The following is a 20,831-nucleotide window of genomic DNA, read 5'->3' as shown; positions in this document are numbered from 1 at the left end:
CTTTGTGGCGTTGCCCCAATCCGGTACCTATGACCCACCAACCGCCCCAGCTCCGCACCGTCCAGGTGATCCGTTACGTCACGCCGCTGCGTGAGGGCGGCTCCCTCCCCGCCATCGTGGAGGCCGACGACGACTTTATGTACGTGCTCAAATTCCGCGGATCGGGCCAGGGCGTGAAGGCGCTCATTGCGGAGCTCATCGCCGGGGAACTGGCGCGGGTACTGGGTCTGCGAATACCCGAAATCGTCTTTGCCGAACTCGACGAAGCCTTTGGCCGCACCGAGCCCGACGAGGAAATCCAGGACCTGCTCCGCGCCAGCGAAGGCCTCAACCTGGCGTTGCACTACCTCTCGGGGGCCATCACCTACGACCCGCTCGTGACCACGCTGGACGCCCGGCTGGCCTCGCAGATCGTGTGGCTCGACGCCCTGATCACCAACGTAGATCGCACCGCCCGCAATACCAACATGCTCATGTGGCACCGGGAGCTTTGGCTCATCGACCACGGGGCGTCGTTTTTTTTCCATCACGCGTGGGACCATTGGGAAGAAAAAGCCCGGAGCCCCTTTGTGCTCATCAAAGACCACGTACTGCTGCCCCAGGCTACCGAGCTCGACGCCGTCGACGCTGAGTACCGTACCTTGCTCACCACCGAGCAGCTACAAGCCATCGTGTCGCTGATCCCGGACGACTGGCTCACCGTGGAGTCGCCTTTTGCGTCGGCTCAGGAGCACCGTCAGGCTTACGTCCAGTTCCTGACGACCCGCCTTGCTCATTCATCTATTTTTGTCAAAGCCGCCCAGGATGCAAGAGAAGCACGTATTTGAGTACGCCGTGGTGCGCGTGGTGCCCTGCGTGGCGCGCGAAGAGTTCCTCAACGTAGGGGTGATCCTGTATTGCTCCGCCCAGGGTTTTCTACGGACGACCTACACGCTGAACGAAGAGCGGTTGCGCGCTTTTTCCGCTCAAGTTGACATCGCAGAGCTGCGCGAGCGCCTCCGGGCGTTTGAGCGCATCTGTGCGGGCCGTGCCGAAGGCGGTTCCATCGGCCAACTACCCCTGGCCTCGCGCTTTCGCTGGCTTACGGCCGCGCGCAGTACCGTCGTCCAGACTTCCGCCGTCCACCCCGGCCTCTGTATCGACGCCGCCGACACGTTAGACCGGCTGTACCGGCAGTTGGTGGAGTGAATTTCTGGTTCTTGGGAGAATATGCGACCCCGCTGGGGTCGGGGTTGTTTTGGGGATGCTCATTTTTCTATAAACGTGCAACGGCGCTGCCGCGGCGGCCGTGGCCGTTGAGAACGAGCCACAAAATGAATATGAGATGAATAAACAACGAAATAAGCTGCTTTTCATATTTTGTCTGCTAAGTACTTCATGTAGTAATTTTAGTGAAGCTACCTGCGAAGAAGCCGCTGAATATGTAAGGCCTGACTCTTGCAATATTATCGTATCGAAGTTCTCAAAGAATGAATATCGTTTTTATTTAGCAGGCAGGCATCCTTTTACAAAAAAGGAAGACACCTTTTCCAGAATTAATTACATCTTAACAAAGAATGACTGACATGAAAAGCACATTGTTGACAACCCTGATAGGTGTTTTCCTTTTTAGCCAGTGTTCAGTAGATAGGGGCGTTATTCCTAAGGTAGATGAGCAAACCAAAATAGAATTCCTCAAAAAGTTGGTGCCCCATATCACTGGTACATGGGATATAAAGAAAGTTCATATCAAACGCCAAAGCAGTCCTTATCATGCAGAACTTAAGCTAAATAGGGATACAACACTTATCGATTTTGCTACATTGACTTTAGCACTGTCCTCTACCCAGTACGGTTCTGAGCCTAGTCGGTATGAAGGAGAAATCCGATACAAGGCAAAGAAATACCCAGTTCAGTTTGAACTAATAGCTGGTCCGTGGCTTTACAATCAGAAGAAAGAAGGATCTAAAGCTTATTTCCTTATTCAGTACAATTATCCTCCTGGTAGTTCTCATCTTGTGGAGAATGATGAATACTTCCTTGAACAAATTGGTTTCATGTTGGAAACTTTTTCCTTGGAAACCATGTCAGGACCCATGATTTGGAAGGGCTTGAATAGAGGAATCGAGCAAATTGATTTTGTTAAGAGATAGCATTATTCCGCCGGACAGAGGTCTATAGAATTTATCTACACTCATCAATAAACACAAAGGAAAGCTGGTTTTCTACCTTCATAAAAAAGACACCGTACTAACGTTCCCATTTAAGTGCAAGGGAGAGATTTATGAATAGCTGAGTGCAGCCAATTTTTTGCAGCTGTGGTTGGGGTTATCTTGGTGATGCTCATAAAAAGTGCGACCCCGCTGGGGTCGGGTTGTTCTGGGAGAGCTCATTTTTCTATAAACGTGCAACGGCGCTGCCGCGGCTGCCGTTGGAAGCCAATAAAATGGATTCCGGAGGCGGCCGTGGAACGGAATCCCACGTGTATAGCCAATGAATAGCTGCACAAATCCGACCGCAGCGCGGTCGCACCCACCGTTGGAATGCCAAGACACTATTAAAAATAAATACCCCCCAACTACCCTTTAGCCTCCTTCCGCGCTACCACAAAGACCAGCTCGCGTGGTAGGGTTTCGCCGGTATTGCTACGGATGGTTTCGGTTTCTTCCACGATTTCGTCGATCGCGAAAGCGGCATGCCGCAAAAGTACCTCCGCCTGCACCGGGGTGTAAAGCTGAAAGCCGTGCTGCGTGAAGGGTAGTTTCTGCATGAAATCGGCGTGCGCAAAAGCCAATACGAACCGACCGCCGGGCCTGAGCACGCGGTGAATTTCGGCCGCGTAGGCCGCCGGATCTTGCCAGAAATACACCGTATTGACCGTAAAAATGGCGTCAAAAGTACCTACCTCGAAAGGTACCTGTAGCCCATCTGACAGCCCAAACGCAACCCGCGCCTGCCCCGCGTTGAGGCGGGCAGCTTCGACCACCATCGTATCCGAAATATCCAGTCCGTCGTAGTGCAGGTGGTGGGCTTGCTGTAGCAGCTCGGGTACGTGGGCGCCGTTGCCGGGGCCAATCTCCAGCACGTGCTCGTTGTCTTGCAGGCGCAGCAGCGCAATGGCCCGGGTCGTCATGCCCGCGTTGGTACTATTCATCTGCTGGGCCGTTTTGAGGCCCGCTTCGCCTTCGGGCTTGCCCAGTTGTCGGGCTACTTCGCGCCAGTCGGGCGGGGTAGATTCTTGAGCATTTTTCATGGAAATAGTCTTTTATCGTCGTTTCCTGAAGGAAGGAAAACGACGTTGAAAGGTAGGCCTTTTAGGGCCAATTTTTACCTACTTTTTTCCGAAAAATCTACTTCACGTTCATCCAGCGGTGAGCGGCCAGGTTGGTTGCGGCGGTCGTAAATAGTACGATGGTGATGGAACTGATGGGCATCAGGATGGCCGCCACGACGGGTGTCAGCTGCCCCGCCACCGCAAAAGAGACCCCCACGGCGTTGTAGATCAGTGAGATCCCGAAGCTCGTTTTGACGATACGCTGCCCCGCCTGCGCCAGCCGGATGTAGCGCGGCAGCAGCGCCAGCCGGTCGCCCTCCACGAGGGCGTCGCAGGCGGGCGAGAAGTTGTTGATGTCGTTGGAAACGGCCAGGCCCACGTCGCTTTGCTGCAGGGCACCGGCGTCGTTAAGGCCGTCGCCCACCATGAGTACCTTTTGGTTATGAACCTGCTGGAGCTGCGCCACAAAGCGGAGTTTGTCCTCGGGCTTCTGCTGGAAATGCAGGCGGGAAGTACCCCCAAAGAGCGGACTCAGCAAATCGCGGTCGGTGGGTTTGTCGCCCGAGAGCAGGTAGAGCTCGTAGCCTTCCTGGCGCAGGTTCGTAACGGCCTCGGCCAGTTCGGGGCGGTACTTGCTCTTGATGTTAAAGTACCCCCGCACCTGCCCGTTCAGTGCCACGTACACGCGCGGGTTGCGGGTATCAGCAAGTACCTCTTCTTCGCCCTTGCCCACCCAGCGCGCCGAGCCCAGGCGTACTTCGTGTTTGCCCCAGGTCGCCGAGGTACCTGCGCCTTCTACTTCGCAAAAATCCAGCAGGGCTTTTTTGCTCAAAGGTACTTCGGCCAGCGACTGCGTCACGAGGCGGCTCAGCGGGTGCGACGACTGCGCTGCCAGGGCTTTCACCATCGCTTTTTCTTCGTCGGCAAGTACCTCCCCCACAAAGTGTACTTCGGCCTCGTTGGCCAGGGTCATGGTACCCGTTTTGTCAAAAACCACGCTGGTAATTTCGGAAAGCCGCTCGATGGCGTGCGAATTCTTCAGGTAGAAACGGTACTTCCCAAACAGGCTCAGCAGGTTGCCGTTGGTGAAGGTCGACGACAGCAGCAGCGCGCAGGGGCAGGCCACCAGTAGCACCGTGGTGAAGGCGTTGAAGGCGATCTCGGCCTGCCCCCGACTGATCCAGAACACAAACGTCACGGCGGCCAGCGCCATCACGATCACCGAAAAGTACCGGTTGATGCGGGCCGCCAGCGTTTGGTGTTGGTCTTCTTTTTCTTTGGTAAAGGTATCGTTGTTCCAGAGCTGCGTCAGGTAGCTCTGCGACACGCGCCGAAGTACCTCCATCTCCACGGCCGGGCCCACCTGCCGCCCACCGGCGTAGATGGTGTCGCCCTGGCGACGCTCCACGAGCTCGGCCTCGCCCGACACAAAACTATAGTCAATCATCGCGCGCGGACTGGCCAGAACGGCGTCAGCGGGTACCAGTTCGCGGTTCCGGATCAGGATGTGGTCGCCGGGGCGTAGGTCGGTGATGGGCAGGCGGGTTTCTTCGTCTTCTTTCAGCATGGCCACCGCCACCGGAAAGTACGATTTATAGTCGCGGTCGAAGGAAATACTGGCGTAGGTTTTGTCCTGAAAGTACCTCCCCACCAGCATAAAGAACACCGCACCGGCCAGCGAGTCGAAGTAGCCGGGGCCGGTTTGGGTACCTACCTGGTAAAGGCTCACCAAGAAGACCCCCAGCAGCGCCAGCGCAATGGGCGCGTCGATGTTGAGGTATCTGCCGCGCAGCGCTTTCCAGGCCGACACGAAAAAGTCGGACGCGCTGTAAAAAAACACCGGGATCGACAGCAGCACGTTGAGGCCCGTAAACATCAGCCGCAGGTTTTGGTCTTCCGACGACTGCCCCAGGTCGAAGTACTCCGGCAGGCTCAGCATCATGATGTTGCCAAACGCAAAACCCGCCAAGCCGATTTTGAAAAGCCGCGTGCGGTTCCATTTCTGAAGTACCTTGCCCTCTACGTCCTTGAGGCTGATGTAGGGCTCGTAGCCCAGGCGTGCTATGAGCTCGGCCAGTTCGCTGAGCTTGATTTGCGTCGGGTCGTAGCTGATCCGTACTTTCTTTTCGGGGAAATTGACCACCGAACCCACCACGCCCGGATGCAGCCGGTGGAGCTGCTCCAGCAGCCAGATGCAGGAGCTACAGTGCATTTTAGGTACCAGCCAATTGACCCGCGCCTGCCGCCCGTCCGTAAACTCCAGCAGCTTGGGCTGCACGTCGGGCAGGTCCAGGTAGTCGAACTTCCCCTCGTACAGATCCGCCCCCGGCGAGATGCCCTTGCTATCCTCGAAGCGGTAGTACTGGCACAGGTCGTTCTCCTTGAGTACATCGTACACCAGCTTACACCCTTCGCAGCAAAAGCTATGGTCGTCGTGGTGAATGGGCTCGTCGCGGCATTCGTCGCCGCAGTGGTAGCAGGTTTCGGTTACGGCCGGTTCGAGAGTAATTTCGTCCTTCTTCATGGGTTGTTTGGGTCAGTGAGCCGCCGTTGATGAAGTATCCTTTGACATGCTCTTTTTTTGGGTTCAAAATTGGCAACGGCCCGCTTGCCAACGGATGACCCCGCGCGGCTACCCAAACTGACTTTGGTCAGTTTTCGGGTACTTTTTGAAACTTACCTGCGCAAAAAAAATAGTGGCGAAGTGGTATAAAGTACCCCGCCCGGCCTCTTAATATTTCTCCCGAGTCATGCTGCGTCCAATTACCTTCGTCTTCCCAAGTATAAAAAAATAAATCCCCCGCAGGTACTTGACTGGATTTTTGAGGAGATAATTAACTGGAAAATATCCGCTAAAAGATTATTTTTTAGTAAATTTCACCTACTTATTATCATACTTCACTTCTCCTATTTTGTTCTTTTACATACATTTGATAAAAATCTGTCATATAACCTATCCAACCATATGCATGTACTTTCCCACCACTGGCGCTTCGTCGCCCTCGCTTCTCTTTTTTTATTTAGTAGCATAGCTACTGCCCAAAATCTGGGTATCAACACCACCGGAGCGCCCCCTGACCCTTCTTCTTCGCTTGATGTAAGCGCAACGGACAAAGGGGTACTTATTCCGCGCATTGCGCTAACGGCTCTTAATTCGGCAAATCCCGTAGTTGCTCCGGCCACCTCTCTGCTGGTCTATAATACGGCCACGGCAGGTAATGCTCCTAATAACGTAGAACCCGGCTACTACTACTGGAATGGTAGTCAATGGGTACGCCTGAATAGCAATAGTATTGTATGGAAAACGACCGGCAACGCCGGAACCGATCCTGCTCAAAATTTTCTAGGAACGACCGATAATCAGCCATTACTTTTCAAAGTAAACAACGAAAAGGCGGGTATTATCCCAACCAACGAAGCCAATAGCCTTTTTTTGGGCCTTCAAGCGGGCAGTAATAATAGTACTGGCGAATCTAATACTGCCTTCGGAAACAAAGCTCTTTTTGGCAATACTGTTGGCAATGGTAATATTGCTATAGGGGTAGGTGCTGGCCTAGCCAATACCACAGGCAGTAATAATATTTTTTTGGGAAATAATACTGGCAAAAGCATAAACAGTAGTAATAACATCTTCATGGGTAATGATGCAGGTGTTAACTTTCAGAGTGGAGAAAGTAACGTAGCCATCGGTACCCGAGCGGGTGACTTTCCCAAATCAGGAGGAGGAAATACCTATCTAGGAAGAAGTGCAGGAAGCTTTTGGCACTACTACAATATAGACGATCTTAATCTAAACAACAATACCTATATTGGTAACAACGCCGGGCTTGATGCCTGGGGGTCTAATAATACCAGTATTGGTACAGAAGCCGGAGCTCTAGGTGTAAATAATAATACTTATTTAGGTTACGCAGCTGGGGGAGGATTTAATGCACGTGGCAGAAGTTCTGGAGGAGGCTCGAATAATACATCCTTAGGTTATGGGGCGGGCTCTCCCGGAAGTGGAGGATATAATGTGTTTGTGGGGCACTATGCTGGCACAAGGTCTTCCGGGAATAACAATATTGCCATAGGGGCTTCTGCTGGCTTAAAAACTCCCGAAGGCTCAGGTCAATTTGCCGTTCCAATTGGTAGTAATAATATTTTTATCGGCGATAGCACTGGGCAAAGTAACAATGCAAATAACAATATTCTGATCGGTAGTAAAACGGGATATCAGAATACGACGGGAATTCATAATGCCGCTCTGGGCACTAGGGCTCTATTTAATAATACAACAGGTAGTTATAATACCGCCTACGGCTTTCACGCTGGGCCCAATACAACCGACCTAACTAATTCTGGTGCTTTTGGTAATGAAGCAGCCACTACCGCCAGCAACCAAATTCGCCTGGGCAATTCCAACGTCACCCAGATCGGCGGGCAGGTGGGCTGGTCCAATTTCTCCGACCAACGCTTCAAGCGGCAGGTACAGGAAAACGTCGCGGGCCTAGACTTCATCCTCAAGCTACGCCCCGTCACCTACCACTGGGACATCGACCACCTCAACCGCTTCATCCACGGCTCCGCCGCCGATACCCTCTTCACCGACTCGATCGCCCGCTCGGGCATCGCCAACCAGCAGCGCATCGCCTACTCGGGCTTTTTGGCTCAGGAAGTAGAGGCCGCCGCCCGGTCGGTGGGTTACGATTTCAGCGGCGTGGTGGCTCCGGCCAACGAGCGCACGCCCTACAGCCTGCGCTACGGGGAGTTTGTGGTACCGCTGGTGAAAGCCGTGCAGGAGCAGCAGCGCCAACTGGGGCAGCAAAGCCAGGTACTGGCCGGGCTCAACGCCCGCCTGGAGCGGCCCGTGGTGCGGCTGACCTCCGCCGACGAGTGGGCCGACCGCGTCTTTGAGCCGGGCTACCGCTTGCGCCCCCTGGCCGAGGTCGAAAGCTACCTGCGTGAGCACCGGCACCTGCCGGGCGTTCCTTCGGCGCAGGTGCTGGCCGAGCAGGGCGTGGATGTGTCGGGGATGCTGGCCAAGCAGATGGAAAAGATCGAGGAGCTCACGCTCTACGTTGTGGAAGCGGATAAAAAGAATGAGGCTTTACAAGCAGAAAATGAATTTATCAAAGCAACAACGGAAAATGCCCTTCGACTTATTGAAGAACTTCAGCAAGAGATGAAAGCACTTCGAAGTGAGGTCTCCGCGCAAAAATAATTCCGCTAAACTTATAGAAGCGGAGCCCACCGGTTCTTAAAACAAGTGAGCTCCGCTTTTTTGCAAGTACCTTAGCTACCTAATAAGTACCCTGGAAGCGGTTGTCGCCGCGCTTGTGATCAACGGGCTTGAGCGGGATTTGCAGGCCGCCGGTTTGTTCCAGCCAGTCCCACATTTCGGTGCGGAGCTGCTTGGCAATCTCCTGGTGCTCGGGACTGCGGATGAGGTTGTTTACCTCGTAGGGGTCGGCCTGGAGGTCGTAGAGCTCGTTGGCGTCCCAGACGCCGTAGTTGAAGATAAACTTGTAGCGGTCGGTACGTACCCCAAACATCGTGGGCGTCTGCGGGAAAGCTACCTCCCAGTAGTACTCGTAGAAGGCGCGGTCGCGCCAGTTGGCTACCTTTTCTCCTTTCAGCAGCGGAATAAACGACGCCCCCTGCATTTGCTTGGGCTTAGGTACCCCCGCGTAGGCCAGCAGGCTCGGCGCAATGTCCAGGTTCTGGATCACCTGGGGTACCTTGGTTCCGGCTTTGATGAGCGACGGGCACCAGGCCAGCAACGGTACCCGCATGGACTCCTCATACATGTGGCGCTTGTCGATGAGCCCGTGCTCGCCGAAGGAGAAGCCGTTGTCGCCCATGTACACCACCAGCGTGTTTTCGGCCAGGTTGTTGTCTTCCAGCCACTTCATCACGCGGGCCACGCTTTCGTCCACGCCCAGGAGGGTTTCGAGGTACCTGCGGTAAAAATCGTTGAACTCGATCTGCCCGTGGTACATATAGTCCACGCCGTGCCAGCTGTAGCGCTGCTGCTTCAGCCACTCGGGCATGTCTTTCATGTTCACCTTCAGCTCCCCGGTTTCGGGGTCACGATTCGGTACCGGGCCAAAGATCTTGCTGCTATCCGTCTTGGTAAGGTACATGCTCGGCGGGTACTGGATCGGCGTATTGCGGTAGACGCCCCGGTGCCGCCGGGCGGGCTCGAACTCAGCATGGACCGCCTTGTGCGAGAGGTACAGGAAGAACGGCTTTTTCTTGTCCTGCTTGCCGAGCCATTCCAGGGCGTAGTCGGTCAGGAGGTCGGTGATGTAGGCGCTATCCTTATGAGGTACCTGCTTGCCGTTGATGTTGAAGGTTGGGTTGTAGTACACGCCCTGGCCCTTGAAGCTCAGCCAGTAGTCGAAGCCCGGCTGGGGCATGTCGTCAGTATTGCCCATGTGCCATTTACCCAGAAAAGCCGTCTTGTAGCCCGCCTTTTGTAGATATTGCGGAAAAAAAGTAAGGCCTTTGGGCGTGGGGGCCTGGTTGTCCACGATGGTATGCGTGTGCGGGTACTGACCCGTCAGGATCGTAGCGCGGCTCGGCGAGCACAGGGCCGTATTCACGAAGGCGTTTTCCAGGTGCGCTCCTTCGCGCGCCAGGCGGTCGAGGGCGGGTGTTTGCAGGCCCGAAAACTTCCCCGTAAAACCCATGGCGTCGTAGCGGTGGTCGTCGGAGAGAATAAAGATGATATTCTTGGGCGTTGCGGGCGGGGTACTTGCGGGCGGCTCGGGGCGCAGTGTCGTAAAAGCCATCATGGCCCCGACCGTCGCTCCGGCCATTATCCAACGGTACTTTGTAAGCATGATTGATACCAGGTTGTTTGTAAGTAGACAAAGGGACAAAGTCTGGAAATCTAACCAAGCAGCGCCTTTTTCGATCGACCTATCTCTCAATGGTGACGTGTATCCGATTGTACTTAATGTTTTTATACCTTATTTTTAGTGCAAGATTCTTATTCAGTGTATAGCCTTTCATCCTATCTGTCTTGTTCTTACTCTTGTGGCGTTGGGATCTGTTTTATAGACGGGTACTCTGTACATAACACGAAATTCCGTAGGTTATGAAATCATCAAAAAAAATCGGACTTATACTTAGCTTGCTTTTTTTAGTAGCACAAAGCGGTTGTCAACAAGGGGATCTGGTGCCTCTTCGGGAAATACCTCAAAACCCAAGCTACGCTAACTTCCCTCTAATGAGCACAAAATGGCAGCTAGTAGGCTTTGGCGATTCAAAAGATAAAATTAGGAAGGCAGAGCGTTTATCTCCAATCAGCTACACGGTAGTATTTACCAACAATGGATTGATTGAAGGGCACACCGCATCCAATTATGCTGCCGGAGAATATGCCCTTTCTTCGGATAATGTTGGCCTAACAATTTCTCGTTTTTTTAGCATGACCGAAGCAAACGAGGTACTTGACGGCCCCTTGTTTCTTCAAACGATGCCTAGAGTAAACTCTTATAGTATTTCAGAAAAAGGACTAAAACTAAACTATGATCGTAAGAAATACCTGCTATTTCAGCCCGTCGATTAGACGTTGTTCATTTGCTTGCACCTCTCTCTATTTATAGCAAGCTGCTTTGCCCCGATAAGCGCTAAATAGTCATCAATAAAATTTCGGCCTGATGCTATTGTACATAGGCTGATTTTTAACCTTTAATCCCCCCCTACTCCGGCTGCTGTTTGGGCAACGGAGCTTCTTCATCATCGCCCAGCAAAAGTACCAGCGCCTCGGCGCCCTCCACCTGCTCGGCAATAAGCTTGGCAATGGCCACAAACGGAATGAAGAGGATCATGCCCGCGCCTCCCCACACAATGCCCCCCAGCACAATGCTCACGATGGTACTCAGTGTGTTGAGGTTGACACGCCTACCAACCGCCCACGGAAAAATCAGATTCGCCTCAAAGTATTGTACTACCGCATAAATGGCCACGACCCCCAGCGGGTAGGCAATGGAGTTGTAGGTAATCCAGGAAACGGCGATGGGCGGCAGGGCCGCGATCATGATGCCCACGTAGGGAATAAACGTGAGAATGGACGCAATGAAGCCAAACAACAGGGCGTGCGGAATGCCCAGCAGCAACAGCCCTATGCTGTTAAGTAACCCCACGATAAGGTACACCAGCAACATGCCTTTGATAAACTCAAAAAACGACCGGATCGAAAGCCGCAGGATAGGACGTACCTTGGGCCGCCAGTCCGCCGCCACCAGCATCTCTACCGCCCGCACCAGCCGCCCGCGGTAGAGCAAGATCAGGAAGCTGTAAATGGGGACCAGGATCAGAAAAACCAGCGAGGAAACCGAAGCCGAAAGGGTACTTTGCAAAAACCGGAAAAAGTCACCCGCCGAGCTCTCAACGCCCTGCCGGATCCACTGCTGGCGCTGGCTGCGGCTAATCTGCAGCGACTGGTCTACGTACTCGCCCAGATCGGTAGCGGCCACTACCAGCTTTTCCTTCATGTCGGGCCAAAGACTGCCCAGCGATAGCAACTGACTTACCAGCAGGTACCCCAGCAGCGTCAGCGGGATCAGTAGGCTGAACAGCCCTAGCGCAATCGCCGCCGTACGCCCCAGCCCCCGCCGCTCCATCCACTCACAAAGGGGGTATAGCAACAGGCTGATAAAAAGTCCAAAACTAAGCGGAACTAACAAGGGCCGCCCCAGGTACAGCAGCAGTCCGCCCGCGAGCAGGTAGGTAAGGATTCGGTGTAAAGGGTACTTCATGGGTAGGGTCACAACAGAGGACAAAGGTACTTTTATCCCGTAAAAAGTAGATTTTATACCTAAAAAAAACTGCTTATCCGGGTTTCTATTCGGAAATAAGGAAAATACCGTAACCTTACGGCGCAATGAGAGCATTTTTAGTTAGTTTACAACCCAAAAAATAGAAAACCTATGCTGGTAACGACTACTCCCAACATTGAAGGCAAGAAGATCATCAAGTACATCGGGCTGGTGCACGGCGAGGCCATCATCGGGGCCAACTTCGTGAAGGACTTCTTCGCCGGCGTACGCGACATCGTGGGCGGGCGCGCCGGAGCCTACGAGCAGGGCCTTCGCGAAGCCAAAAGCATCGCCATCCGCGAGATGATCGACCAGGCCCAGCGGCTGGGCGCTACCGCCATCGTGGGCGTAGACCTGGACTACCAAACCATCGGCAACACCAATACCATCCTGATGGTGAGCGCCAACGGAACGGCCGTGGTGCTGGAGTAAGGTACTTCTTAATTTGAAAAAACAGGACGCCAATGCCACCGTAAGGGGCTTCATCTTCCTGCCAGGGTCCGCTGGCCAGGGTACCCAAAGTACCTGACGAGCGGGGTACTTCTGCAAGAGTTAGGTATAAAAAAGGTACTTGCCTTGCGGATGTATGCCCAATAATCCCTACTTTTGATTTGAACATAGCTTTAGGGGTGCCTACCATCGGCTGAGATTATACCCTCAAAACCTGATCCGGATAATGCTGGCGAAGGGAAAAGAACGTGCGTTGCTTCTGGCCGAAGCAGGGTACCTCCTGAAGTGTAAATCTGTATTTACCATGGAGGTATTCATCAATCACCAACCCTTTCCCGTTTCTGAGCAGGACACGCTCCTGACGCTGCTGGCGGCCCACCACCTGGCCGAGCGCAAAGGCATTGCCGTGGCCGTCAACGACACCGTCGTGACCCGCCCCGACTGGGGTACTTTCCCGCTTTCTCCCAACGACCAGATCACGCTCATCCGGGCTACCCAGGGCGGGTAGTTTTTGCCTTTCTTTTAAATCCTAACCCATTCATTTTATCATGAAAAAAGAACGAATTCCCAGCGAGTCCGTCCTGAGCCGGGAGCCATTTCCCGCTTCGGAAAAAATATACGTAGCCGGTAAGCTCCACCCCATCCGGGTAGCGATGCGGCAGGTGCAGCTTACCGACACCCGCGATACCTTCAACGGCAAAAGTACCCCCAACCCGGCGGTGGTGCTGTACGACACCAGTGGCCCCTACACCGACCCGGCCGCCGACATCGACGTGCGCAAAGGGCTGCCCCGCCTGCGCGAGGCCTGGGTCCGGGAGCGGGGCGATGTGGAGGAACTACCCGGCATCAACTCCGACTACGGCCGCGCGCGCCTGGCCAACGCCTCGCTGGACGAGCTCCGCTTCGAGCACCTCCAGAAGCCGCTGCGGGCCAAAGCCGGGCGAAACGTAACGCAGCTCCACTACGCCCGGCGGGGCATCATCACGCCCGAGATGGAGTACATCGCCATCCGCGAAAACCAGCGCATCGAAGAGTTAGCGAATCAAAACGATCCGCTTTGGTGCCAGCACGCGGGGCAGAGCTTTGGCGCACGTACGCCCATCAACTTCATTACGCCCGAGTTTGTGCGCGACGAAATAGCAGCGGGCCGGGCCATCATTCCGGCTAATATCAACCACCCCGAAACCGAGCCGATGATCATCGGGCGGAATTTCCTGGTCAAGATCAACGCCAACATCGGCAACTCGGCGGTGTCATCGAGCATTGAGGAGGAAGTGGAAAAAATGGTGTGGGCTACCCGCTGGGGGGCGGATACGGTCATGGACCTCTCAACGGGCAAGAATATTCACGAAACCCGCGAGTGGATTATCCGTAACTCGCCCGTGCCCATCGGGACGGTACCCATCTACCAGGCCCTTGAAAAAGTAAACGGCAAGGCCGAAGACCTAACCTGGGAGCTCTTCCGCGACACGCTCATCGAGCAGGCCGAGCAGGGCGTAGACTACTTTACCATCCACGCGGGGGTACTTTTGCGGTACGTACCGCTCACGGCCAAGCGCCTGACAGGCATCGTCTCGCGCGGGGGCTCCATCATGGCCAAGTGGTGCCTGGCGCACCACAAGGAGAATTTCCTGTATACGCATTTTGAGGAAATCTGCGAGATCATGAAGGCCTACGACGTGTCGTTTTCGCTCGGCGACGGGCTGCGCCCCGGCTGCCTGGCCGACGCCAACGACGCCGCGCAGTTTGGCGAACTGGAAACGCTAGGCGAGCTGACCAAAATAGCCTGGCGGCACGACGTGCAGGTGATGATCGAAGGGCCCGGCCACGTACCCATGCACCTTATCAAGGAGAACATGGACAAGCAGCTCAAGGAATGCCAGGAGGCGCCGTTTTACACGCTGGGCCCGCTCACGACCGACATCGCCCCCGGCTACGACCACATTACGTCGGCCATCGGGGCGGCCATGATCGGCTGGTTCGGGACGGCCATGCTTTGCTACGTGACACCCAAGGAACATTTGGGGTTGCCCAACAAAAAAGACGTCAAAGACGGCGTGATTACCTACAAGCTCGCCGCCCACGCCGCTGACCTCGCCAAGGGCCACCCCGGCGCGCAGTACCGCGATAACGCCCTCAGCAAAGCCCGGTTCGAGTTCCGCTGGCAGGATCAGTTCAATCTTTCGCTCGACCCGGATACGGCGCGCGCCTTTCACGACGAAACCCTACCCGCTGAGGGAGCCAAGATCGCGCACTTTTGCTCCATGTGCGGACCGCATTTTTGCAGCATGAAAATCACGCAGGACGTGCGGCAGTACGCCGCCGAAAAAGGCCTCAACGACGAGGAAACCGCCCTGCACGAAGGCATGAAGGAGCGGTCGGAGGAGTTCAAGAAAGCGGGCTCGGCGCTGTACTTATGACGCGCCTGCTGGTAGTGAGCCATCCCGACGAGGTACCCGGCGAAGCCCAAATCTGGCAGGCGCTGCTGGAGCGGGGCCTGGAGCGGCTGCACGTGCGCAAGCCCGGCTGGACCGACGCCGCCGTGGCCCGGCTCCTGGACCAGGTACCTGAGAAGTACCTGTCGCGGGTGGTGGTTCATCACCGGGCGGCGCTGGTAGCCAGGTACCCCCTGGGCGGGCTGCACGTAGGGTATCGGTCCTTGCCCAAGGTACCTTCAGGTACGTTGAACGATAAGAAAAGTACCCTTTCGTGCTCGGTACACAGCTGGTCCGAAGCCGAGGATGCGCTCAGCTCCTGCGATTACCTGCTGCTGAGCCCGGTCTGGGATAGCGTGTCGAAGCCAGGGTACTTGCAAAACGCCGCGCTGCGGGAAGTACCTCCGGCGCTGCGGGGGCGGCCTGTTTTTGCCCTGGGCGGCATTACCGAACATAATGTGCTTGAAACCATGCGCATGGGGTACTTTGGCGTGGCGCTGCTGGGGTACTTTTGGAACGAGCCGCTCCGCGCCGTCGAGCGCTGGGAAGCCTTACTGAAAATCTTGAATACCGTATGAATTTCGACATCCATAAACTCCACTACATCACCCAGGGAAGTACCCCCCAGCAGCACCTGGATCACCTCCGGCGCGCCTGCGAGGCGGGCGTTTCGTGGGTGCAGCTCCGGCTCAAAGACCAGCCCGAAGCGGAGGTACTTCGTCTGGCCCAGGAAGCGCAGCGCTACTGCCAGACGCAACGGGTGGCGCTCATCATCAACGACTACCCGCACGTAGCCCGGCAGGTAGGTGCCACCGGCGTACACGTCGGGAAGACCGACCTCCCCGTGGCGGAAGTACGCCGCATCGTGGGCCCGCAGGTAGTGATCGGCGCTACGGCCAATACCTACGAGGATATCGAGCAGCACGTGCGCCAGGGAGCCGATTACGTGGGGCTGGGTCCGTACCGTTTCACCACCACCAAGCAAAACCTGAGCCCCATCCTGGGCCTGGAGGGGTACCGCAGCATCCTACAACAATGTCAGCAAAATGGCCTCCCGATCCCGATCGTAGCCATCGGGGGAATCGAGGTAGCCGATGTCCCCGCCCTACGCGCCGCGGGCGTGCACGGCGTAGCGGTGTCTTCGCTGATTACCATGGCCGCCCAGCCCGCCGAAGTCATTTCGGAATTGTATTACTTTTTGAATTAGAGTGTATTGTAATTGAATAAAGATGCATCGGTAACGTAAAAACCTAACAGTCCTCTCAAAAGCCGCCTTTTTTACAGCCCTTTGTGCGGCTGATTAGCGCAGGGCTGTAAAATCCAGCGGTGTTGAGAGGACGGGGCCTGCCCGGCCGTGAGGGCAAAAGTATGCCTTGACGAAATCGTCTGTTTTAGGTTTCTATAAAGGCACTGTACTTATATTTTATTAATCTGTTTTACAAATAGGAAAAACACTCATGCTAACCATCGCCGATAAAACATTCCGCTCCCGGCTCTTCACCGGAACGGGCAAGTTCAGCCGGGCGGCGCTCATGGAGCAAGCCCTGCTCGAAAGCGGCTCGGAGCTTGTGACGGTAGCGCTCAAGCGCGTGGACGTCCAGAACGAGCAGGACGACATCCTGACGCACCTGCACCATCCGCAGTTTCATTTATTGCCCAATACCTCCGGCGTGCGCAACGCCAAAGAAGCCGTTTTTGCGGCCCAGCTGGCCCGTGAAGCACTGGAGACGAATTGGATTAAACTCGAGATTCACCCCGACCCCAAGTACCTGCTGCCCGACGCCGTCGAGACGCTCAAAGCCACCGAGGAGCTGGCCAAGCTCGGTTTCGTGGTACTGCCCTACATCCACGCCGACCCGGTCCTGTGCAAGCGGCTGGAAGAGGTAGGTACGGCGGCCGTGATGCCGCTGGGCTCGCCAATTGGAAGTAACAAAGGCCTGCGCACGATCGACTTCCTGGAAATCATCATCGAGCAAAGCAAAGTACCCGTGGTGGTCGACGCCGGGATCGGGGCTCCCTCCGACGCTGCCAAGGCCCTGGAGCTGGGGGCCGACGCCGTGCTGGTGAATACCGCCATTGCCGCCGCCGCCGATCCCGTTGCGATGGCGCGGGCGTTTCGGCTGGCCGTGGAAGCCGGTCGGCTAGCCTTTGAAGCCCGACTCGCCCCGCCTACCCCAAATGCCGCCGCCAGCAGTCCGCTCACCGCCTTTCTCGATCAGCTATGACGTTTAGTAATGTATTCGATACCTACGCCTGGGACGACGTAAAGCAAAGTATCTACGCCAAAACGCCCGCCGACGTAGCCAGCGCCCTGGCCCGGCCCCGCCGCGACCTGGAAGATCTGAAAGCGTTGCTCTCGCCCGCGGCCGCGCCCTTTCTGGAGCAGATGGCGCAGCTAAGCCACCAAAGTACCCTCAAGCGCTTCGGCAAGGTGATTCAGCTGTACGTGCCACTGTACCTTTCCAACGAGTGCCAGAACATCTGTACTTACTGCGGTTTTAGCTTTGATAACAAACTACCCCGCCGCACCCTCACTGACGCCGAGATCCTGCGCGAGGCGGAGGCCCTTAAGCAAATGGGCTACGAGCACGTGCTGCTCGTGACGGGCGAGGCCACCCAAACCGTGGGTGTGGAGTACTTCAAGAGGGTACTTCGGCTGCTGACGCCGCACTTTGCGCATATCTCGATGGAAGTACAGCCGCTCGACCAGCCCGACTATGAAGAACTAGTACCGCTGGGACTCAATACCGTGCTGGTGTACCAGGAAACCTACCACCGCGACGACTACCGCAAGCACCACCCCAAGGGCAAAAAGGCCAACTTTGAGTACCGCCTCGACACGCCCGACCGCCTGGGCCGGGCCAAGGTACATAAGATCGGGCTGGGGGTACTTATCGGCCTGGAAGACTGGCGCACCGACTGCTTCTTTACGGGCCTGCACCTGCAGTACCTCGAAAAAACCTACTGGCAAACCAAGTACTCCATTTCGTTTCCACGGCTGCGGCCGTACTCAGGCGGAGTGCCGCCCAAAGTAGAAATGAGTGACCGGGAGCTGGTGCAGCTTATTTGCGCCTACCGGCTTTTCAACGAAGAAGTGGAGCTCTCGCTCTCGACGCGAGAGTCGGAGGTATTTCGGAATCACGCCATCCGGCTGGGCATTACGTCCATGAGTGCGGGCTCCAAGACCAACCCCGGGGGCTACGTGGTGGAGCCGCAGTCGCTGGAGCAATTCGAGATCAGCGACGAGCGCTCGCCCGCCGAAATCGCCGCCCTAATTCGTGCGCAAGGGTACGAGCCCGTCTGGAAAGATTGGGACCGCTCGCTGGTGGCTTTAGAATAAAGTACCTTACTTTATAAAGTACCCCTAAAAAACGCCGCGGGCAATCTGCAACACGTTGTCGGACTTGCCCATGGTGTAAAAGTGCAGTACCGGTACCCCGTAGGCCAGCAGCTCTCGGCACTGCTGGATACCCCACTCGATTCCGACCTGCCGCACCTGCTGGTCGGTGTCGCATTTTTCGACTTCGGCCACCAGCTCCGGCGGCATGTCCAGGTGGAAGATCCGGGGTAGTATACTGAGCTGTTTTTTGGTAGAAAGCGGTTTGAGGCCCGGAATGATGGGTACCTGGATGCCCTCGGCCCGGCAGCGCTCCACGAAGCGGAAGTACTTCTGGTTGTCGAAAAACATCTGCGTGACGATGTACTCGGCACCCGCGTCTACTTTTTTCTTAAGGTACCTAAAATCCGTATCGAGGTCCTGGGCCTCGAGGTGCTTCTCGGGGTACCCGGCCACGCCAATGCAGAAATTGGTGGGGGTACCTTCGGTTTCTTCGTGCAGCAGCTTTCCGTGGTTCATGCTCACCACCTGCTCGATCAGCTCCGAAGCGTAGCAGTGCCCGCCGGCTTTGGGCATAAATACGCCCACCGATTTCTCGGCGTCGCCGCGCAGTACCAGCACGTTGTCGATGCCCAGGTAGTGCAGGTCAATGAGCATGTCTTCGGTTTCCTCACGGGTAAATCCGCCGCAGATGACGTGCGGCACGGCATCGACCTTGAAGCGCTCCATGAGCCGGGCGCAGATACCCACCGTACCGGGCCGTTTCCGCACCGGAATCCGCTGGATGAGCCCATTGGGTAGTTGCTTGTCGATGACCTCTTCGCGGTGGTAGGTGACGTCCACGAAGGGCGGCTTAAACTCCATGAGCGGCTCGATGGAGTCCAGCAGTTGGTTGATATTTTGACCTTTTAAAGGCGGAATAATTTCGAGCGAGAAGAGCGTGCGTCCTCCGGCCTGCCGGACGTACTCGGTTACTTTGGTCATGTGCTGTGCAATGAGGTACCTTCAGGAATCGACACAAAGTACGGTAATTTCACCCTAAAGAACCACATTTTTGCGTAGTCGCATTTCCCTACTTTCTCTTTACAAATAGGCCTTTAAACAAAAAGTACCTACATATAGGTACTTATATAGATAGATAATCTATACTTAGGAGCAGAATGTAAATAAGTAATTAGTCCAAATATTAGATATTTTATCCCGTATTTTTTTGGCTCAAACCTAGCTTTGGGGTACCTTGATGACGTACGTAAGCCGGATGGGCTGGCAACGCCCGTCTTCCCCGGCCAGGATTTCTTTTAGCTCAGCATTAAATTCTACCCGGGTGCCCCCCTCCGATAATTCCTTGGGCAAATTACACGGACAGTAAGGCGTTTCCTCGTCTCCGTCCACGTAGATATCGATCCACCAATTGCTAGCCGTAGCCGTGATGCGCACCGTACCTACCTGCTTATCCAGCTGCCGGACCGTGGTGCGGTTGTCGTAGATGCATCTACTTCCCTGCAAGGCCGTCAACCCTTCCGGGGCCAAAACCGGGGCTGGCTCACAGGCCCAGGCACTTAGCAGGATCAAGCCAAAACCGATGTATTTTTTCATGGAAATTTCAAAAGACTTTTCTTTTAACAAAATCAAAAGGTAGTGCTGGGTACCTGCCCCGCCAAAGCGGTGTTTTCTTCGGTACAGGTACTTTGTTCGGTACGTTGAATCTGGGTTACGTCAAAGCCCAGCTGAGTGGCTTTGGCCAGCAACTCATCGTACACGGTTCGGGTTAGTTGGGGGGTGCGGCTCAGGACCCAAAGGTACTTGCGGTCGGGCGTGCCCACCAGGGCGTGCGAGTAGTCATTGGCCAGGTCAATGATGTAGTAGTCGCCTTTGAAGGGCCAGAAAAACTGCACGGCCAGCTCCGCATTCGACGCCTTATCACGTACAAAGGCCTTGGCGGTGGCTTTTTCCCACTTTTGCTTCTTGGTGTTGTAGCAGCGGTTAAGTACCCTTATGGTACCGTCTTCGTTGCTGGAATACTCGGCGGTGGTGCAGGCGCAGTTGCGCTGAAAACGGGCCGGAAACGAGGCTATTTCGTACCATTTTCCGGTGTAGCGGTTCAGATCTACCCGGTCAACGGTCTTGAGTTTTTTACTGCTTTTGCAGGAGGAAGCAAAGTACAGCACGCCCCCCAGCATAGCGCCCAGCCACAACAGCCGCCAGGCCAGGTCACCCTTATCCACTTTACTTAAGTTCTTTTCCATGGCTAATCGATAGTACGCTCACCTTACCTTGCTTAAAAACTCCGCGTATCGGTCCCTTCTTTTTTCTTGGTTTTCACAGGTACTCCGTCGGGCGTTTCGTTGTAGCCTTTGTGCTTGGTCATGTTGTTTTCTTCGGACTTGTCGATCGCCTCCTGGTCTAGTACCTCCGAGGACTTGTCGGCGTCGTCAGTGTGCTTTTGGGCGTCGGTACGGCCGGATGGCGAAGGCGTTCCGCCTTCTATATGCTCTTCTGGTTGTTCTTCTTGCGGTTTCATGGGTAATTAGCGAGTTGGTATGTAA

General features: G+C 55.3%; 20 protein-coding genes and 1 riboswitch. Of the genes, 12 read left to right on the top strand and 8 right to left on the bottom strand.

Going from position 1 to position 20,831, the window contains the following annotated elements; genetic code table 11:
* The first annotated feature begins 29 nt into the window (after positions 1 to 29).
* The 3 genes from HNQ92_RS04355 (at position 30) to HNQ92_RS04345 (ending at position 2,132) form a co-directional block, all read left to right on the top strand.
* Positions 30 to 827, top strand: a complete 798-nt coding sequence (locus tag HNQ92_RS04355; protein ID WP_184171432.1) for a HipA family kinase — start codon at positions 30 to 32, stop codon at positions 825 to 827.
* Positions 805 to 1,188 (top strand): DUF3037 domain-containing protein, encoded by a 384-nt coding sequence (locus tag HNQ92_RS04350; protein ID WP_184171430.1) that lies wholly within the window; start codon positions 805 to 807, stop codon positions 1,186 to 1,188. Before HNQ92_RS04355 ends, HNQ92_RS04350 begins: the two co-directional genes overlap by 23 nt.
* A 377-nt stretch (positions 1,189 to 1,565) precedes the next feature.
* Positions 1,566 to 2,132: a hypothetical protein gene (locus tag HNQ92_RS04345; RefSeq protein WP_184171428.1), complete on the top strand. Its 567-nt coding sequence runs from the start codon at positions 1,566 to 1,568 to the stop codon at positions 2,130 to 2,132.
* Between the two features lie 425 nt (positions 2,133 to 2,557).
* Here HNQ92_RS04345 and HNQ92_RS04340 read toward each other — a convergent pair whose 3' ends face one another.
* Together HNQ92_RS04340 and HNQ92_RS04335 are read right to left on the bottom strand one after the other, a co-directional pair.
* Positions 2,558 to 3,232, bottom strand: coding sequence for a class I SAM-dependent methyltransferase (locus tag HNQ92_RS04340; protein ID WP_184171426.1), 675 nt, complete (start codon positions 3,230 to 3,232; stop codon positions 2,558 to 2,560).
* 97 nt (positions 3,233 to 3,329) lie between these two features.
* On the bottom strand, positions 3,330 to 5,777 hold the full coding sequence (locus HNQ92_RS04335; RefSeq protein ID WP_184171417.1) for a heavy metal translocating P-type ATPase: 2,448 nt from the start codon (positions 5,775 to 5,777) through the stop codon (positions 3,330 to 3,332).
* A gap of 1,902 nt (positions 5,778 to 7,679) precedes the next feature.
* Here HNQ92_RS04335 and HNQ92_RS29040 point away from each other — a divergent pair.
* Positions 7,680 to 8,456 (top strand): tail fiber domain-containing protein, encoded by a 777-nt coding sequence (locus tag HNQ92_RS29040; RefSeq protein WP_184171413.1) that lies wholly within the window; start codon positions 7,680 to 7,682, stop codon positions 8,454 to 8,456.
* A 79-nt stretch (positions 8,457 to 8,535) separates the two neighbouring features.
* Here the strand turns inward: HNQ92_RS29040 and HNQ92_RS04325 are convergent, their stop codons facing one another.
* Complete coding sequence (locus HNQ92_RS04325) at positions 8,536 to 10,080, bottom strand: sulfatase family protein (protein WP_246439604.1); 1,545 nt, start codon at positions 10,078 to 10,080, stop codon at positions 8,536 to 8,538.
* 257 nt (positions 10,081 to 10,337) lie between these two features.
* On the opposite strand from HNQ92_RS04325, the gene HNQ92_RS04320 reads away from it, so the two are divergent.
* On the top strand, positions 10,338 to 10,811 hold the full coding sequence (locus HNQ92_RS04320; RefSeq protein WP_184171410.1) for an META domain-containing protein: 474 nt from the start codon (positions 10,338 to 10,340) through the stop codon (positions 10,809 to 10,811).
* Positions 10,812 to 10,944: 133 nt separating this feature from the next.
* Here the strand turns inward: HNQ92_RS04320 and HNQ92_RS04315 are convergent, their stop codons facing one another.
* Positions 10,945 to 12,003: an AI-2E family transporter gene (locus tag HNQ92_RS04315; protein WP_184171408.1), complete on the bottom strand. Its 1,059-nt coding sequence runs from the start codon at positions 12,001 to 12,003 to the stop codon at positions 10,945 to 10,947.
* A 171-nt stretch (positions 12,004 to 12,174) separates the two neighbouring features.
* Here HNQ92_RS04315 and HNQ92_RS04310 point away from each other — a divergent pair, with 171 nt between their 5' ends.
* The 7 genes from HNQ92_RS04310 to thiH all read left to right on the top strand — a co-directional run bounded on the left by HNQ92_RS04310 (position 12,175) and on the right by thiH (position 18,288).
* On the top strand, positions 12,175 to 12,495 hold the full coding sequence (locus HNQ92_RS04310; protein WP_184171405.1) for a heavy metal-binding domain-containing protein: 321 nt from the start codon (positions 12,175 to 12,177) through the stop codon (positions 12,493 to 12,495).
* Positions 12,496 to 12,678: 183 nt separating this feature from the next.
* A riboswitch (TPP riboswitch) is annotated at positions 12,679 to 12,771 on the top strand.
* The gene (gene thiS / locus HNQ92_RS04305; protein WP_246439597.1) at positions 12,740 to 13,021 is read left to right on the top strand and encodes a sulfur carrier protein ThiS; all 282 of its coding nucleotides are present in this window, start codon (positions 12,740 to 12,742) and stop codon (positions 13,019 to 13,021) included. (Overlaps the previous riboswitch by 32 nt.)
* Positions 13,022 to 13,061: 40 nt before the next feature.
* The gene (thiC, locus tag HNQ92_RS04300) at positions 13,062 to 14,933 is read left to right on the top strand and encodes a phosphomethylpyrimidine synthase ThiC (protein WP_184171402.1); all 1,872 of its coding nucleotides are present in this window, start codon (positions 13,062 to 13,064) and stop codon (positions 14,931 to 14,933) included.
* Entirely contained in the window at positions 14,930 to 15,526 is a 597-nt protein-coding gene (locus tag HNQ92_RS04295) for a thiamine phosphate synthase (RefSeq protein ID WP_184171399.1), read from the top strand. Before thiC ends, HNQ92_RS04295 begins: the two co-directional genes overlap by 4 nt.
* On the top strand, positions 15,523 to 16,155 hold the full coding sequence (locus HNQ92_RS04290) for a thiamine phosphate synthase (RefSeq protein ID WP_184171396.1): 633 nt from the start codon (positions 15,523 to 15,525) through the stop codon (positions 16,153 to 16,155). The genes HNQ92_RS04295 and HNQ92_RS04290 overlap by 4 nt, the downstream gene beginning before the upstream one ends.
* A gap of 250 nt (positions 16,156 to 16,405) precedes the next feature.
* The gene (locus tag HNQ92_RS04285; protein WP_184171393.1) at positions 16,406 to 17,173 is read left to right on the top strand and encodes a thiazole synthase; all 768 of its coding nucleotides are present in this window, start codon (positions 16,406 to 16,408) and stop codon (positions 17,171 to 17,173) included.
* Positions 17,170 to 18,288 carry a 2-iminoacetate synthase ThiH gene (thiH, locus tag HNQ92_RS04280; RefSeq protein WP_184171390.1) on the top strand — a complete coding sequence of 373 codons (1,119 nt, stop codon included), beginning with the start codon at positions 17,170 to 17,172 and terminating at the stop codon, positions 18,286 to 18,288. The genes HNQ92_RS04285 and thiH overlap by 4 nt, the downstream gene beginning before the upstream one ends.
* A 24-nt stretch (positions 18,289 to 18,312) precedes the next feature.
* Here thiH and metF read toward each other — a convergent pair whose 3' ends face one another.
* The 4 genes from metF to HNQ92_RS04260 form a co-directional block, all read right to left on the bottom strand.
* Positions 18,313 to 19,269 carry a methylenetetrahydrofolate reductase [NAD(P)H] gene (metF, locus tag HNQ92_RS04275; protein ID WP_184171387.1) on the bottom strand — a complete coding sequence of 319 codons (957 nt, stop codon included), beginning with the start codon at positions 19,267 to 19,269 and terminating at the stop codon, positions 18,313 to 18,315.
* A gap of 237 nt (positions 19,270 to 19,506) precedes the next feature.
* A complete protein-coding gene (locus HNQ92_RS04270) occupies positions 19,507 to 19,881 on the bottom strand; it encodes a hypothetical protein (RefSeq protein WP_184171384.1) in 375 nt (124 codons plus the stop codon).
* A gap of 32 nt (positions 19,882 to 19,913) precedes the next feature.
* On the bottom strand, positions 19,914 to 20,531 hold the full coding sequence (locus HNQ92_RS04265; RefSeq protein WP_184171381.1) for a lipocalin family protein: 618 nt from the start codon (positions 20,529 to 20,531) through the stop codon (positions 19,914 to 19,916).
* Positions 20,532 to 20,563: 32 nt separating this feature from the next.
* Positions 20,564 to 20,806 carry a hypothetical protein gene (locus tag HNQ92_RS04260; RefSeq protein WP_184171379.1) on the bottom strand — a complete coding sequence of 81 codons (243 nt, stop codon included), beginning with the start codon at positions 20,804 to 20,806 and terminating at the stop codon, positions 20,564 to 20,566.
* Positions 20,807 to 20,831: the final 25 nt, after the last annotated feature.

Source organism: Rhabdobacter roseus (assembly GCF_014202275.1).
Lineage (GTDB): Bacteria > Bacteroidota > Bacteroidia > Cytophagales > Spirosomataceae > Rhabdobacter > Rhabdobacter roseus.
This window is presented reverse-complemented; position numbering and strand designations above follow the sequence as displayed.